General features: G+C 64.0%; 17 protein-coding genes and 1 tRNA gene. 6 read left to right on the top strand and 12 right to left on the bottom strand.

Annotation, left to right across the window (positions count from 1 at the left end; translation table 11 throughout):
* Window positions 1-19 precede the first annotated feature (19 nt).
* Window positions 20-199 (top strand): hypothetical protein, encoded by a 180-nt coding sequence (locus tag AC04SF_RS14625; RefSeq protein WP_488478377.1) that lies wholly within the window; start codon window positions 20-22, stop codon window positions 197-199.
* Window positions 200-333: 134 nt separating this feature from the next.
* On the opposite strand, the gene AC04SF_RS14630 is transcribed toward AC04SF_RS14625, so the two are convergent.
* A complete protein-coding gene (locus AC04SF_RS14630; RefSeq protein ID WP_488478378.1) occupies window positions 334-876 on the bottom strand; it encodes a phosphatase PAP2 family protein in 543 nt (180 codons plus the stop codon).
* A 38-nt stretch (window positions 877-914) separates the two neighbouring features.
* Here AC04SF_RS14630 and AC04SF_RS14635 point away from each other — a divergent pair, with 38 nt between their 5' ends.
* Window positions 915-1,397 carry a DUF2127 domain-containing protein gene (locus AC04SF_RS14635; protein ID WP_488478379.1) on the top strand — a complete coding sequence of 161 codons (483 nt, stop codon included), beginning with the start codon at window positions 915-917 and terminating at the stop codon, window positions 1,395-1,397.
* A 167-nt stretch (window positions 1,398-1,564) separates the two neighbouring features.
* Window positions 1,565-1,738 carry a hypothetical protein gene (locus AC04SF_RS14640; RefSeq protein ID WP_488478380.1) on the top strand — a complete coding sequence of 58 codons (174 nt, stop codon included), beginning with the start codon at window positions 1,565-1,567 and terminating at the stop codon, window positions 1,736-1,738.
* Between the two features lie 37 nt (window positions 1,739-1,775).
* On the opposite strand, the gene AC04SF_RS14645 is transcribed toward AC04SF_RS14640, so the two are convergent.
* Window positions 1,776-2,084 carry a UBP-type zinc finger domain-containing protein gene (locus AC04SF_RS14645; protein ID WP_488478381.1) on the bottom strand — a complete coding sequence of 103 codons (309 nt, stop codon included), beginning with the start codon at window positions 2,082-2,084 and terminating at the stop codon, window positions 1,776-1,778.
* Window positions 2,085-2,097: 13 nt separating this feature from the next.
* Window positions 2,098-3,777, bottom strand: a complete 1,680-nt coding sequence (locus AC04SF_RS14650) for an FAD-dependent oxidoreductase (protein WP_488478382.1) — start codon at window positions 3,775-3,777, stop codon at window positions 2,098-2,100.
* Window positions 3,778-4,024: 247 nt separating this feature from the next.
* Between AC04SF_RS14650 and AC04SF_RS14655 the strand changes: the two genes are divergently transcribed.
* The 3 genes from AC04SF_RS14655 to AC04SF_RS14665 are packed head-to-tail and all read left to right on the top strand — an operon-like array spanning window position 4,025 to window position 7,113.
* Window positions 4,025-4,858, top strand: a complete 834-nt coding sequence (locus AC04SF_RS14655) for an FMN-binding protein (RefSeq protein WP_488478383.1) — start codon at window positions 4,025-4,027, stop codon at window positions 4,856-4,858.
* 24 nt (window positions 4,859-4,882) lie between these two features.
* Complete coding sequence (locus tag AC04SF_RS14660; RefSeq protein WP_488478384.1) at window positions 4,883-5,605, top strand: FAD:protein FMN transferase; 723 nt, start codon at window positions 4,883-4,885, stop codon at window positions 5,603-5,605.
* Window positions 5,602-7,113 (top strand): RnfABCDGE type electron transport complex subunit D, encoded by a 1,512-nt coding sequence (locus AC04SF_RS14665; protein WP_488478385.1) that lies wholly within the window; start codon window positions 5,602-5,604, stop codon window positions 7,111-7,113. Before AC04SF_RS14660 ends, AC04SF_RS14665 begins: the two co-directional genes overlap by 4 nt.
* A 7-nt stretch (window positions 7,114-7,120) precedes the next feature.
* Here the strand turns inward: AC04SF_RS14665 and AC04SF_RS14670 are convergent, their stop codons facing one another.
* The 9 genes from AC04SF_RS14670 to AC04SF_RS14710 all read right to left on the bottom strand — a co-directional run bounded on the left by AC04SF_RS14670 (window position 7,121) and on the right by AC04SF_RS14710 (window position 15,369).
* A complete protein-coding gene (locus tag AC04SF_RS14670; protein ID WP_488478386.1) occupies window positions 7,121-8,464 on the bottom strand; it encodes a sensor histidine kinase in 1,344 nt (447 codons plus the stop codon).
* Window positions 8,464-9,129: a response regulator transcription factor gene (locus AC04SF_RS14675; RefSeq protein WP_488478611.1), complete on the bottom strand. Its 666-nt coding sequence runs from the start codon at window positions 9,127-9,129 to the stop codon at window positions 8,464-8,466. The genes AC04SF_RS14670 and AC04SF_RS14675 overlap by 1 nt, the downstream gene beginning before the upstream one ends.
* The gene (locus AC04SF_RS14680; protein WP_488478387.1) at window positions 9,129-9,500 is read right to left on the bottom strand and encodes a PepSY domain-containing protein; all 372 of its coding nucleotides are present in this window, start codon (window positions 9,498-9,500) and stop codon (window positions 9,129-9,131) included. Before AC04SF_RS14680 ends, AC04SF_RS14675 begins: the two co-directional genes overlap by 1 nt.
* Before the next feature lie 64 nt (window positions 9,501-9,564).
* Window positions 9,565-10,107 carry a cytochrome b gene (locus AC04SF_RS14685; RefSeq protein WP_096452164.1) on the bottom strand — a complete coding sequence of 181 codons (543 nt, stop codon included), beginning with the start codon at window positions 10,105-10,107 and terminating at the stop codon, window positions 9,565-9,567.
* Window positions 10,108-10,398: 291 nt separating this feature from the next.
* Window positions 10,399-10,483: transfer RNA gene (locus AC04SF_RS14690), tRNA-Leu, on the bottom strand.
* A gap of 202 nt (window positions 10,484-10,685) precedes the next feature.
* The gene (locus tag AC04SF_RS14695; protein ID WP_096452162.1) at window positions 10,686-11,306 is read right to left on the bottom strand and encodes a 2,3-bisphosphoglycerate-dependent phosphoglycerate mutase; all 621 of its coding nucleotides are present in this window, start codon (window positions 11,304-11,306) and stop codon (window positions 10,686-10,688) included.
* 77 nt (window positions 11,307-11,383) lie between these two features.
* Entirely contained in the window at window positions 11,384-12,226 is an 843-nt protein-coding gene (gene dapB / locus AC04SF_RS14700; protein WP_488478388.1) for a 4-hydroxy-tetrahydrodipicolinate reductase, read from the bottom strand.
* A complete protein-coding gene (locus tag AC04SF_RS14705) occupies window positions 12,223-14,079 on the bottom strand; it encodes an ABC transporter ATP-binding protein (RefSeq protein ID WP_488478389.1) in 1,857 nt (618 codons plus the stop codon). The genes dapB and AC04SF_RS14705 overlap by 4 nt, the downstream gene beginning before the upstream one ends.
* 264 nt (window positions 14,080-14,343) lie before the next feature.
* Window positions 14,344-15,369: a glucokinase gene (locus AC04SF_RS14710; protein ID WP_488478390.1), complete on the bottom strand. Its 1,026-nt coding sequence runs from the start codon at window positions 15,367-15,369 to the stop codon at window positions 14,344-14,346.
* Between the last annotated feature and the right edge of the window lie 45 nt (window positions 15,370-15,414).

A 15,414-nucleotide genomic window follows, 5' to 3' on the forward strand; every position in this document is an offset into this window, starting at 1 on the left:
CCATGGCAAAGTGAGTATGATGAGCGACAGCCCCGACAAGCGCAGCAACGAATGGCGCGCCATTCTTCATGTACAGGCCCGCGTCGCCGTCCTGTTCGTTCCCGTCGTCGCCAGCCTGCTGATCATCGCGGCGCTTGCCGGCAATGACCGTAAATCCGTTCCCGATGTCGACCGGACGGTCACCGGGTCGGTGCGATAGACTGCCAACAGTCGGCTCTGAGCGCCCGTCAGGAAGCTTCGCATTGACCGGCCCAGGGCCGGCAAGAACCATGCATGTCGAGGAGGTCGCCGATCGCCCTCCTCCGCCTGAATATGTCCTCAAACAGAATCGACCTAAAAAATTTGGGTCACCAGTTTGTCCAGCCGGGAGTTCTCGCGGTAAGCCAGTCGCACCACGACGGCACCCAGGACACCAGTTATGGCCCCACCGACAACGTCGGTCAGGTAGTGAGTCCCGATGTAGATTCTCGACCAGCAGATCAGCAATGCCGTGATGAAAAGCGCGATCGTCCGGCGCGGGAGACCTTGCATCGCAAAGGCAGCAACAATCGCAATGCTGGCTGTCGCGTGATCGGATGGGAACGACCAGTCGGCACTGGGCGCAATCAACAGGTGCGTCACGCCGGCATCGTAGGGCCGTATCCGATGCACGAACAGAAGGATGAACTGGTTGATCGCCAGGCTGAGCAAGAACGCCAGACCGGCCGACACGGCCGCGTGACGAATATGGTGGCGGTCAGCCTTCGCCCACCATTGCAGCACCACAGCCAGCACCATGAGAGGAACGCCGATTTGTGAGACGCCGATCATCGTTTTATCAAGAAAAGGGCTGATACCGGCCGCGGCATTCATCCAGTGTGTTAAAGCTACATCCATTTGGCATGGGTTTCCGTGGTTGGTTGTGAGGTGGATACTTGAAACCCGTCAATGAACATCGCATCCATCAGATCTTCGAGGTCAGCGTATGGCTGAAGGGCGCGCATGCCCTGATCGAATGCGTCGGCGGGATTCTGCTCTATGTCGTCACGACCGATACCATTGCCTCCTGGGTCAATGCCCTCACCGCAGAGGAATTGATCGAAGATCCGAACGATTTCATAGCTGGCCATCTGTCGCAGATGGCAAGCCATTTCTCGATCGCCAGCAAGGAGTTTTATGCCTTCTACCTGCTCAGCCACGGCCTGATAAAGCTTGCCCTGGTTGCCGGGCTTTTGAGAGGCAAGCTCTGGTCTTACCCGGCCTCGCTCGCGGCTTTGGGCCTGTTCATGATCTACCAGGTCTACCGCTACTCATACACCCATTCATTCGGCCTGCTGGTCCTGACCGTCTTCGATGCTGTCGTCATGGTGCTGATCTGGCACGAATGGAGGATCGTGCGACAGCACAAGCCCGCATGACGGTTGAGTTGCCGGCCTTGTTCCTGTTCCCTGAATGCCGGCACAAATGGCCCGACAGACCGACGAGCGTCCGGCTGCAAACGCCTGATCGCAGGAGCGTCCTGCTTCACCGGCGGAACCCCGTGCCCCGTCGAACATTGTCTCCGGGACAGCCCCTGGAGGACACGATGACCAGAGCCCCCGACGTCAACGACAACACCGAAGAAAATCCCAAGCGCCCGCCGCAGCCTGAGACCGGCGACGACCTCAGGAAAAAGAAGGTTCAAGGCAAAGCCTTCCAGGTGAACGAGAACAGCGTCGACAATCCCACACCCACGCCGGTGACGCCAAGGCGGGACTGATCGCGAGATCGGCATATCAGGCACGCGGCGCGTGATCCTAATAAAATCGCGGGATCGGGCCGTTCTGCGGCGTCGTGCGGTCACCAAGGTCGAGAAAGAGCTCGTCGACATAGCACCAGCCCCAGCCTTCCGGCGGATCGTAGCCCTCGATGACGGGATGGCTGGTGGCGTGAAAATGTTTGGTTGCGTGGCGGTTGGGCGAGTCGTCGCAGCAGCCGACATGGCCGCAGGTGCGGCAAAGCCGCAGATGCACCCACCACGAGCCGCTCTTCAGGCATTCCTCGCAGCCGAGTGCGCTCGGCGTGACATCCTTGATTCCAGCCGCATGCTTGCATTCATCCGCCATCACACTCTCCTGGTCAGTTGCGTTGCGCCGGCGTGGTCACTGTCCTGCCTAGATAAGCATGCAAGGCCGCGACCACCTGGGCCCCTTCGCCGACGGCCGCCGCGACGCGCTTGACCGAGCCGCAACGCACATCGCCGATGGCAAACACGCCGCTGCGGCTGGTTTCCATCAGGCCATGTTCCGGTCCGAGCTCCGATCCGGTGCGGATGAACCCCTTGGCATCCAGCGCCACATTGCATTGCGCCAGCCAGTCGGTGTTCGGGTCGGCGCCGATGAACAGGAAGAGGTGGCGGATCGGGCGCGTCGTCTCTTCGCCGCTGACGCGGTTGCGCCAGCGGACAGAGGCAAGATTGCCCTCCTCGCCCTCCAGCGCCTCGATTTCGGTCTCGGTCAGCACCTCGATATTCGGCTGCGCCTTGATGCGCTCGACCAGATAGCGCGACATCGAGGCATCGAGGCTGCCGCCGCGCGCCAGCAGCGCCACCTTGCGCGCATGGCTGGCCAAGTAGACCGCCGCCTGCCCGGCCGAATTGCCGGCGCCGACCAGCGCCACTTCCTGGCCAGTGCAAAGCCGCCCTTCGATGGGCGAGGCCCAATAGTGCACCGAGGTTCCCTCGAACTGCGACAAATTGGCGACGTCGAGACGCCGGTAGCGCGCGCCGCTGGCGATCACCACGCTGCGCGTGCGCACCGTTTCGCCGTCGCCGACATCGAGCAGATAGCGGGCGCCTGAATTGTCGGTCGCCGCACTCAACAGCTTCACCTCGTCCGGGATGACCATTTCGACGCCGAATTTCTGCGCCTGGTTGTAGGCGCGCGCCATCAGCGCCATCCCGGTAATGCCGGTCGGGAAGCCGAGATAGTTCTCGATGCGGGCCGAGGCGCCGGCCTGCCCGCCAAAGGCCCGGCAATCGAGCACGATGGTCGACAGGCCTTCCGACGCGGCATAGACGGCAGCCGCCAGCCCCGCCGGCCCGGCGCCGACAATGGCCACATCATACAGCGTATCGGCATCGATCGGCCTGAGCAGACCGATGCAGCGGGCGAGGTCGTTCTCGCTCGGATTCATCAGCAGCCTGCCGTTCGGGCACAGCACGACCGGCAGGTGGTGCGGGTCGACGTCGAAACGCTCGACCAGGGTTTTGGCGCAGGGGTCGCTGGCGGAATCGAGCACGCGGTGCGGCTGGCCGCTGCGGGCCAGGAACCCTTGCAGCCGCAGTACGTCGGCATTGTCCAACGGTCCGATGATGATCGGCCCGCTGGTGGCGCTTTCGAGCAGCCCGACACGACGCAGGATCAGAGCGCGCATGATGCGCTCGCCGAGATTGGCCTCCTGCACCATCAGGTCGCGCACGCGCTGCGAGGGGATGACGAAGGCCTCGACCGGTTCGGCGGCTTCGGCATTGACCAGCGAGGGCCGCGCCGAAAGCTGCGCCAGCTCGCCGACGAAGCTGCCCGGGCCGTGGGTGACGATCGTCTCGCGCCGGCCGAGGCCATCCTGGGTGATGTCGACCTTGCCCGACAGGACCAGGATCAGGCCGGGCGCGACATCGCCGGCCTTGATGATGTGCTCGCCGGCGGCATAGGCGCTGGCCTCGCCGAAGCGGCGCATGCGCTCGATGTCAGCCTCGGTGAGCGTTGGAAAGGCCTGGTCGCGACGGGCGCCGAAGATTGCGGTGCTGGATTGAGACATGGCCGCAAGCGTAGCGAAGCCGTCGCCCGGTTTGAAGTGGTTTGTTCAGCGCCTGGCCGCGAGGGCAGGTTTGGTTGACGGCCGGCCCTCGTCCCCTTCGTTCCGAGATGACGACTGGAGGTTCAAGGATCGGTGCTGTCGACGGTGTCCGCGCCTGACAGCCAATTGTCAGGTGGATCGTGAGACATTGCTTCCAAATTGCCGCGAAGCCGATTCGCCGGCGCGGGATTGAAGGTGTAACGAGCCGATGAAACAGATTGCCCTGTCACTTTTCGTGATCGCGTCTTCGGGCGCCTATGTATGGGACCAGGCAGGCAAGGGCCCTGCCGGCGACATGATCGACACGGCGGGCTCCGCCAATGCCGCCGAGGACAGTGTGGCGCAGCCCCCTGCTCCGGCCAGCCCCGTTCAAACTGATCCCATTCCAGCGCCTGCACCGCCATCGCCTGGAATCCGGCAGCAGCGTGTGCAACTCGATCCTCCCGCGACCACGCCGACATCGGTCGGTGGCGAAACCACCGCCGCGATCTCTGCGCCCGCCCCGAAGCCGCGGGCGACAAAGCCGCCGCTCTCAGCCAGCCCTCCGCAGCTTTCCCAAGCGCCGGAACCACGGCCGGAACAGGCGCCAGCTCAACGTATCGCCGATGCCGTGCCGCGGGCAGCATCCTTCACCGTAACCCCGGCCGTCTATATCCCCATTCCCCAGCCGAGGCCGGACTATCCGCAAGCACCCGCCCGCGTCTTCAAGGCCGCCATGAAGCTGGCTGTGAGTCCCGGCGCCAAGTCGGCGGGGCACGGCTTTGTCGACGGCACCTACACCGGTCCTGCCGCCGATGCCTATTACGGCCTCATCCAGATTCAGGCTTCCATCCAAGGCGGCCGTCTCACGGCGCTCAAGGTCCTGAAATACCCCAATGACCGCCGCACCTCGATCAGCATCAACAGGCAGGCGCTGCCGATGCTGCGTGACGAGGCGATCAGCGCGCAGAGCGCCAATGTCGACATCATTTCGGGCGCCACGCTGACCAGCAGGGCCTTCATCCAGTCGCTTGGCGGCGCATTGAAGAAAGCAGCGTCCTGATCCATGCGCGACACGAGGATCTTGATGGGCATGCCCGTCACCGTCGACATCGCCGGTGTCTCGGGCGCGACGCTTGTCGACGCGGTCTTCGATTATTTCGAGCATATAGACCGCCGCTTCAGCACCTACAGGACCGACAGCGAGATTTCGGCCATCAACCGGGGTGATCTTCCGATCCGCGACTGGAGCGCCGAAATGATGGAAGTGATGGCGCTTGCCGCACAGACGAAAAGCCAGACGGACGGATATTTCGACATCCGCAAGCCCGACGGATCGCTGGACCCGTCCGGCATCGTCAAGGGCTGGGCCATCCGCAATGCCGCCGGGATCGTTCGCCAGGCCGGCGTCGGCGATTTCTTCATCGAGGCGGGCGGCGACATCCAGTCCTGCGGCCGAAATGCTTCGGGTCTCGACTGGAGCGTCGGCATCCGCAATCCCTTCAATGCCGAAGAGATCATCAAGATTGTCTATCCGCGAGGACACGGCGTCGCTACCTCCGGCACCTATGTGCGCGGGCAGCACATCTACAATCCGCTCGGGGCCGGCGATCCGATCACCGAAATCGTCAGCCTGACCGTCATCGGCTCGGATGTGTTCGAGGCCGACCGTTTCGCCACCGCCGCCTTCGCCATGGGCCGGGAGGGCATTTTCTTTCTCGAACAGGCGCCCGGCCTCGAAGGTTACGTCGTCGACAGCAACAGTCGAGCCACGCCCACGAGCGGCTTCGGAGCTTTTTGCCAGCCATGATCAAGACCATCGACCGGCTTCTCGACCATCAGACCATGTACCGGCTGGTCCTCTATTACCTGATCGCCCTGCTGGGCACGGCCCTCGTGCTCGGCTTCCTCAAACTGGTGCCGCATGATCCGGTCATGCTCGCCTTCACCACGGGGCTGATGCTGGCCGCCTGCTGGATCACCAACAGGGTTTTTGCCGCCGTCTTCAAGGTTCCGGCCAACAACGAGTCGGTCTACATCACCGTCCTCATCCTGGCGCTCATCCTCGATCCGGTGGCCGTCACGGACCTCAAGGGGATATGCGCGGTGGTGTTCGCCTGCGTCTGGGCGATTTCATCCAAATTCATCCTCGCCATCGGCGGGAAACACGTCTTCAATCCCGCGGCGCTGGGCGTGGCGCTGACCGCGCTGCTGCTCGACCAGCCGGCCACCTGGTGGGTCGGCGGCAATTTGCCATTGCTTCCCGTCGTGCTCTTCGGCGGCCTCCTGATGGTGCGCAAGCTGCGCCGGCTCGATCTGGTCGCCACCTTCGGTGTCGTCGCGCTGGCGACAATCCTGGTAACCACCGAGCCGTCGCGATACGCCGCCGCGCTGACGGAGACGCTGGGCTCGTCGCCGCTGCTGTTCTTCGCCTTCGTGATGCTGACCGAGCCGCTGACGGCGCCGACGACACGGTGGCCGCGCATCGCCTTCGCCGCCATCGTCGGCTTCCTGTTCGCGCCCAACATCCATGTCGGCTCGTTCTATTTCACGCCGGAACTGGCGCTTCTGACCGGCAATCTGTTTGCCTACGCCGTGAGCCCGAGAGGACGTTTCGTGTTGACGCTCGAGCGCATCGAGCAATCGGCCGTCGACAGCTATGATTTCATCTTCAGGTCACCGCGAAAGCTTGCCTTCCAGGCTGGACAGTATCTGGAATGGACACTTGGACTCGACCGATCGGACAATCGCGGCAACCGCCGCTATTTCACGGTGGCTTCGGCGCCCACGGAGCAATCCATACGGCTTGGCGTCAAGTTCTACCCGCAATCGAGCGCCTTCAAGCGAATGCTGGGCACAATGAAGCCCGGCAGCACGATCCACGCCTCCCAGCTGGCCGGCGACTTCACCTTGCCGGCCAATCCCCAAACCAAGATTGCCTTCCTGGCCGGCGGCATCGGCATCACGCCATTCCGCTCGATGCTGCAATACCTCATCGACAGCCATGAAAGGCGGCCCATCGTCGTCCTCTACGGAGCCGAGACCCAGCAGGACATCGCCTATCGCGATGTGCTCGGGGCGGCGAAACGGGAACTGGGCATAAGGACGGTGCTTGCCGTGGCTCGGGGGGCCGAGCGGGGCCAGTATCCCGGCTATATCGACGCGCGCCTGGTGCGCCTGGCCATCCCCGACTATCTGGAGCGGACCTTCTACATTTCCGGCCCCCAGGCCATGGTCAAGGCGCTGCGCGACATGCTGCTGGGCATGGGTGTTCGCCGCTCGAAGATAAAGGTCGACTATTTCCCAGGCTTTGCCTGAGCGTCGATCAACCCTGCCGGGGGAGGGTGATGGTCACGACCAGGCCGGGATCGGCGTTGGTCATCGTCAGCCGTCCGCCATAGGCTTCGACAATGTCGGAGACGATGGCCAGGCCCAGCCCGCTGCTGCCGCCCTTGCTGTCCAACTGCACCCCGCGTGACAGGGCGGATTCCCGGTCCGCATCGGGGATGCCAGAGCCGTCGTCGGCGACCGCGATGGACACCTCGCCGCCGGTTGCCCGCGCATTGACCTTGACCGAGGATCTTGCGAAGCGCGCCGCGTTCTCCACCAGGTTGCCGAGGATTTCCGAAAGGTCGCCCTCGTCGACCGGCGCCATGAAATCCTCCGCGACGTCGATCAGGAACGAGAGCTGCTTGCCGCCCGGCGTGCGCTTGATGACGGCAATGACGCCGGCCGCGGCTTCCCTGACCCGGCACGACGCCTTGCCGGAAACGCCGGGCGCCAGACGGGCGCGCGCGAGTTCGCGCTCGACATGACGCCGGATCGCTCCGGCGCTCTTCTCGATCTCGTCGGCCAGCTCGGTTTCGCCCTTCCCGCGCAAGGCGCGGATGTCGGCCGACAGCACCTGCAGCGGCGTCTTGAGGCCATGCGCCAGGTCGGTGGCGCGCGACCGGGCGCGTGCAAGGGCCTTCTCCTGCGCATCGAGGAGGCGGTTGATTTCGTCGGCGAGCGGCTGCACCTCGCTCGGCGCCGCCACGTCCAGTCGTGCCGTCCGCTGCGCTATCACGTTTCGAACGGCGACCCGCAGGCTTTCCAGCGGCGCGAGGCCGACAGTGATCTGGACGAAGAAGGCCACCATGAGGGCGGCGGCGAGCAGGATGAGCGCCGGGACGAGATCGCGTACATATTCGCGCACCGACACCGTGACGCTGCTATGATCTTCCGCCACGATGGCGCGAAACGACCGGCCGTCGGCATCGGTTATGGTGCGCACGACGGCTACGGTGAGTTCGCCGCCGGGCCCTTTGAGCTCCTCGATCGTTCTCAGTTCACCGCTCGCGCCTTGGCCGGGCAACGCAAGCGTTGCGTCCCACAACGAACGCGAGCGTACCAGGCCATGGCTGGCTAGGTCTTCCACCTGCCAGTAATGACCCGACAGCGGATTGGTGAAGCGCGGGTCAGTCAGGCCAGGGGCGACCGAAAGCTGGCCGTTGGCCGCGAAGCTGGTCGCGCCGATCAGCTCATTGAGATCGGCGGTCAGTTCGCCGACGATACGCCTCTCGACATTCAGCTCGAACAGATAGCGCAGTCCGACCCCGGCAATGGCAAGGGCGACGAGAATCGAAATGGTTGCCGCCGACCAGAGCCTGAAGCGGATCGAATTGCCCATCAGGACGGCTCGTCGGGTACGAAATATCCGAACCCGCGCCGAGTCTCGATGACGTCGTTGCCGAGCTTGCGGCGCAGGCGCGCGACAATGACCTCGATTGTGTTCGGATCGCGATCATTGCCGGAATCGTAGAGATGCTCGGCGAGTTCTGTCGGCGCGACCACGCGCCCGGCATGATGCATCAGGAACGCCATCAGCCGGTATTCCAGCGGTGACAGTGCGACGGGAACGCCGCGCAGCGAAAGGCGCATCTGGCGCGTATCGAGGACCAGCGGTCCGGATTTCAGCACCGGTGCCGCCTGGCCCGTCGAACGGCGAAGGATCGCGCGCAGCCGCGCCAGCAGCTCGTCCATTTCGAACGGCTTGGGCAGGTAATCGTCGGCGCCCGCATTGATGCCTTCGACGCGCTCAGTCCAAAGGCCCCGTGCCGTCAGGATCAGGACGGGAAAGCGGCGTCTGTTGGCCCGCCAGCGCTTCAGCACCGTCAGGCCGTCGAGCTTCGGCAATCCGAGATCCAGGATCGCCGCGTCGTAGTTCTCGACGTCACCCGCGAACCACGCGGCCTCTCCGTCGCGCACGGTATCGACGGCCATCCCCGCGGCCTTGAGCACCGCCGCGATGTCGCTCGCGATGCGCGGCTCGTCTTCGGCAAGGAGTATCTTCATCAATCACCGCCCCTGCCGCGCATCAGCACGCCGGCGCCGGCGTCGACGTCGACGATCCGGCGGCGCCCGTCGGGGGCGACGACCTGGAAGCGATAGACCCAGCGGTCGCCTATCCGGATGAAATCGACAGCCACGATATCGCCGGGAGCATCAGCGTGAACCACGCCAAGGATGTTGGCCAAGCCCTTTATTTCGCCACGCTCGTAAAGGTCCCGCGCCCGGTCGTGATCGCCGTCGTCATCCTCATCCGCACGGGCGTGGAACGGTCGAAGCAGGACAAGCCCGACCAGGCTCGCGGTCGCCAAGTGTTTCAGTATCGGTTTCATCCACGGGCCATGCAGCAGACCTTGTGTTTCAATCCGGCTCGCCATCTGGCCAGTCTCCTGGTCCGCAAGCACGACAAAGGGCATCGGCCTGCCGGCGTTTGCCCCGCGATCAGGGGCCGCTTGTCCCCGGCAGCATACGCTTGAGCACGTCGTCCCTGCGGACATAGTGATGCCAGAGCGCAGCCGCCGCATGGAGACCGGCAAGGATAAGGATCAGATTGGCGCAGAGGCTGTGCAGTTCCCTTATGGTTCGGGCCGTGCCGCTGTCCGCGGAGACCGGAGCCGGGATGGTGAAGAGGCCGAAGAAACTCAAGGCGTCGCCCCTGTACCAGGTCACCAGGATGCCAAGGACCGGAATGGCGACAAGCAGCCCGTAAAGCACGAGATGCGCGACCTTGGCCACCCATCGTTCCAGCTCCGACATTTCCCCCGGCAGCCCCGGGGTTCCCAAGATCAGGCGCAGGCCAACGCGGATGACGACCAGCGCGAACAGCAGCATCCCGAACGAGATGTGGAACCACCAGACGAGCGCCCGGCCAGGGTCGTTGCGTGGAAAGATATCCGCGACATAAGTCAGGCCGTAAAGGCCGATAACCAGCAGAAACACGGCCCAATGAATGGCCTTCTGTGCGCTTGTGTAGGTAGGATTCATGCAGGGCTGTCCAATTTTGAATGTTTCTAAACTAGCCGCGATCATGTCAAAGCTTTGTCGGGGCGGTCCCTTCGACGGCAATCGAGGAGGCCGTGACGGTTCCCCCGACGAGCGCGTTCTGGAACCGGGCTTTGGCGATCGTGATCCAGTGGGACATTGGCTGGAGGAACCTGTCAATTCGCTGACAGTCGGACATCGGACAACGCCGATATGCCGGACAAAGAAAAAGCCCGGACAAACCGGGCTTTTTCTTTGGGTTTCTGAACCATCGAACGGTTCGAAACGGGAATTTGGTGCCCAGAAGAGGACTCGAACCTCCACTCCTTGCGGAACACGGACCTGAACCGTGCGCGTCTACCAATTCCGCCATCTGGGCTGGTGCGGGCTCATGTAAGCGGGCAAGCGATGGCTGTCAACGCGCTTTTTGGACCATGTCGCCGAAAGCTGGAATTACAGCTTTGGCAAAAGTGCATGTCCCAACAAGGGCCGCAGCCTCCGCTTGCCGGCTCAGGAACCTTAGACGCTCTGCTTGACGCAATTCCGGACGGAAAACCGCACACACTTTTCCTGGAATTGCTTTAACCCTCCAGCACTTCCTTCGACGCAACGGTCGAATCGGCGTTGAGCTGGTAGATGACCGGCACGCCGGTGCCGAGTTCCAGCTTGACGATCTCCTCGCCCGACTTGCCGTCCAGCGCCATGATCAGCGCGCGCAACGAATTGCCGTGGGCGGCGACCAGCACGGTGCCGCCGCGCAGCACGTGCGACTGCATGTCGTGCAGATAATAGGGCCAGACGCGCGCGCCGGTGTCCTTCAGGCTTTCGCCGCCGGGTGGCGGCACGTCATAGGAGCGGCGCCAGACATGCACCTGCTCCTCGCCCCACTTCTTGCGGGCATCGTCCTTGTTGAGGCCGGAGAGGTCGCCATAGTCACGCTCGTTGAGCGCCTGGTCGCGGATGGTCTTCAGGTCGCTCTGGCCGACCGCGTCGAGAATGTGCTGGCAGGTCTTCTGCGCCCGGGTCAGCGCCGAGGTGAAGGCGATGTCGAACTTCAGGCCACGCGCCTTGAGTTTCTGGCCGGCGGCCTTGGCCTCGGCGTGGCCCTGCTCGGTCAGGTCGACGTCGCGCCAGCCGGTGAACAGGTTCTTCAAATTCCATTCGCTCTGGCCATGGCGCACGAGCACGAGGGTTCTCGACATTTTTGCTCCCTTCAAGAGAAAAGTGTGAAGCGGGTTTCCGTCCGGAATTGCGTTAAAACAAGGTGGTTGTGGTTTGCTCAGCTGAGCCCGAGCACGTCCCGCATCGAATATAGCCCCGGCTTCTTGCCACGCGCCCACAGCGCTGCCTTGACGGCGCCGCGGGCGAAGATGGCGCGGTCCTCGGCATGGTGGGACAGCGTGATGCGCTCGCCGGTGCCGGCCAGGATGACGCTGTGATCGCCGACCACCGAGCCGCCGCGCAGCGTGGCGAAGCCGATCGTGCCTTGCTTTCGCACGCCCGTGTGGCCGTCGCGTGAACGCACGTCATTGCCGGCCAGCGCTATGCCGCGCCCTGCGGCGGCGGCCTCGCCTAGCAGCAATGCGGTGCCCGACGGCGCATCGACCTTGTGCTTGTGGTGCATTTCGAGGATCTCGATGTCGAAATCGTCGGCATCGAGCGCGCGCGCCGCCTGTTCGACCAGCACCGCCAGCAGGTTGACGCCGAGGCTCATATTGCCCGACTTGACGATCGTCGCATGGCGCGCCGCCGCCGCGATCTTGGCATTGTCGTCGGCCGAGCAGCCGGTGGTGCCGATGACATGGACAATGCGCGCCTGCGCCGCATAACCGGCGAATTCGACTGACGAGGCCGGCGTGGTGAAATCGAGGACGCCATCGGCCTTGGCGAAGACCGGCAGCGGATCGTCTGATATCGGCACGTTGATGATGCCGATCCCTGCCAGCTCGCCGGCATCCTTGCCCAGATAAGGCGAATCCGCACGCTCGACCGCGCCGATGACGCGGGCGCCGGGAATGGTATGGATGGCGCGGATCAGCGTCTGCCCCATGCGGCCGGCTGCACCCACCACCACAAGGCCCATATCGCTTGCCGGCTTGCCGGTTGCCGATGTCTCGCTCATGCCGTGCTCCGGGCGATGTTCCGCGTCTCAAAGTCCTTGGACGAAGTCTGGATCGGTACGCTGTCGTCGACAAGCCCCAGACCCTTGACGCCCTGTATGCGGTGGAAGCGGGCATAGATGCTGTCCGGGTCGGCCATCAGCGTCGCATGGGTGCCTTCCTCGACCAACCGTCCCTCTTCCAGCACGATGATGCGGTCGGCATTGACCACCGTCGACAGCCGATGCGCGATGACGATCGTCGTGCGGCCTTGCATGACATGGCTCAGCGCCTCCTGGACGCGCGCCTCCGCCTCGTTGTCGAGCGCCGAAGTCGCCTCGTCGAGAAGCAGGATCGGCGCCTGGCGCACGATGGCGCGGGCGATCGAGACGCGCTGGCGCTGGCCGCCCGACAGCGTCGAGCCGCCTTCGCCGACCGGCGTGTCGTAACCTTGCGGCTGCTGGCGGATGAACTCGTCGGCTGCCGCCTGTTTCGCCGCCTGCTCGATCTCGGCGTCCGTGGCCGACAGCCGGCCGTAGCGGATGTTGTCGCGGATCGTGCCCTCGAACAGATATGGCGCCTGCGCCACATAGGCGATCGACTGGCGCAGCGACTGCTTGGTCACCTTCGAGATGTCCTGGCCATCGACCTCGATGCTGCCCTGGTCGACGTCGTAGAAGCGCTGCAAGAGCGCCACCATCGTTGACTTGCCGGCGCCCGAAGCGCCGACGATGGCGGTGACCTTGCCGGCCGCGGCGGTAAAGCTCAGGTCCCTCAACACCGGCATGTCGGCGCTGTAGCCGAACGTCACATTGTTGAAGCGCACCTCGCCGGTGGTGATCCTGGCCTCGACGGCATCGGGCGCGTCGCCCTGTTTCGGCTCCAGGTCGAGCAACTCGTAGATCATGCGCGCGTTGACCAGGGCACGTTCCATTCCGACCTGCGTGCGCGCCAGGCGTCTTGCCGGGTCGTAGGCCATGATCAGCGCGGTGATGAAGGAAAACACCGCGCCCGGTGGTTGTCCAAGCACCAGCGCCCGGTAGCCGGAATAGGCAAGCACGGAGGTAATGGCGAGACCGCCCAGAATTTCGGAAATCGGCGACAGCCGCTCCGCGACGCGGGCGATCTTGTTGTTACGCTGCTCGGCCGTGTCGGCCATGATGCCGATGCGGCGCGCCAGCTCGTCCTCCAGGGTGAAGGCCTTGACGATGGCGATGCCTTGCGTGGCCTCCTGCACGGACCCGTTCAGCCGCGAATTGATCAGCACGGATTCCCGGTTGATACGCCGCAGTCGGCGGGTGATGTAGACGACGGCCCAGATCAGCGGCGGCCCGATCAGCAGCGAGCTGAGCGACAACACCGGATCCTGGTAGATCATGACGCCGACGAGGGCGATCAGCGTGACCGCGTCGCGGCTGATGGAGGTCAGTGTCAGCGACAGCAGATCGCGGACGCCGCCGACATTCTCGTTGACCTGCGCCGCCAGCCGACCGGAACGTGTATCATTGAAGAAGTTGACGCCGAGCTTCATCAGATGGTCGAAGCTGCGCTTCTGGTAGCGCGCGACCAGATTGTTGCCGATCTTGGCCAACGCGACCGCTTGGCCGTAACCGGCGAAGCCGCGCAGCAGGGAGGCTCCCATGAAACCGGCGCAGATCCAGACGATCATATCGCCGCGCCGTTCGTAGAAGATCTGGTTGATCATCGGCGCCATGATCCACGCCGTGAAGGCGGTGGTGCCGGAAACAATCAGCAAGCAAGAGACGGCAACGACATAGGTCCAGCGATATTCATCGCCGTTTTCAGCGAGGATGCGGCGGAGCACCGCTGTGACCTCGCCGGGCTGGACTTTTTGTTTGGGGGCTTGAAGTGTCAAATCAGGAGCGCTTTGTGGTTTTCCGCCTCGTAGGATCGGGCTGCAAATTCGGCACCCCTCTTAGCGTTATGAGGCCGGCTTGCCTATGCCCGCGGCTGATTAACTTCGTCGCGGGCGGCTCAAGCGCGCCCGCGGGGAATATAGGCACATCTCGTCGAAGAGCTAGAGTAATTCCAGGAAAAGTGCGTAGCGGTTTTCCGTCCGGAATTGCGTCAAAACAAGGGGATAGAGCGGGTCGGCGTTTCCGTGAAACGGTGAACCGCTCTAGGCCTGCCAGCGCCGGCCCGCCGTCTGGACGCCGAACAGCGACGGGTTTCGGGCATAGGCGGCAAGGCCGAGAAGTGCCGCCAGCGGGTGAGTGATGACATAGACGGGCATGGTGCGCATCAGCGCGCTGTGCGGCGCCTTGTCCTCGAAGGCGGCGCGGAAATTGCCTTCCTTCAGCGCCGGCACGATCTTTTGCGCGATGCCGCCGGTCAAAAACACGCCGCCGCGGCTCATGAACACCAGGGCAAGGTCGCCGGCGGTGCGCCCGAGGCAAGTGACGAAGGTCTCCAGCGCTTCCTCAGCCACCGGATCGGTCTTGGCCAGGGCCGCAGCGGTGATCTCGGCCGGCGTGGTGAAGGGCGACGGCTTGCCGTCGGCCTTAGCCACCGCGCGGTAGACGTTGACGAGGCCGCGTCCGCACAGGATCTGCTCGCCGGAAATGCGGCCCTCTAGCTTCTCGATGTGCGGAAACACCTCGAAATCGCGCGGTGAGCGCGGGCCGATGTCCATATGGCCGCCTTCGCCGGGCACCGGAATCCAGTGGCGCAGCGCATAGACCAGCCCGGCGACGCCGAGCCCGGTTCCCGGCCCGAGCACGACACGGCCGGCATTCGGCTCCGGCGTGCCGCCGCCGATCTTTTCCATATGCTCTTCACCGAGCGCTACGACGGCCAGGGCCTGCGCCTCGAAATCGTTGAGCACGACAATGTCGCTCAGGCCGAGATTGGCGAACATCTGCCTGGGCTTGACGACCCACGGGCAGTTGGTGAGCTCGATCTCGTCGCCGTCGACCGGGCCGGCCACCGCCAGCACCGCCGAATTAGGGCGGACCGACGAGCGGTCAAGCACCGCCGCCTGGATCGCCTCGTCGATGGTGTTGTAATTGGCGGTCTGGACGATTTGCGGCTCGCCGGCCTCGGAATTGGCGTCGAGCACGATCGAAAAGCGCGCATTGGTGCCGCCAATGTCGCCGATCAGGATCGGAAACCGCAATGACATGTCGGTATCGCTTACGCTTGGCATGCTTTCGTCCGTCCCCGGCGCCCCCTGACGGCGTATCGCCGTTCT

The sequence above is a fragment of the Mesorhizobium sp. CNPSo 4671 genome (genome assembly GCF_057784245.1).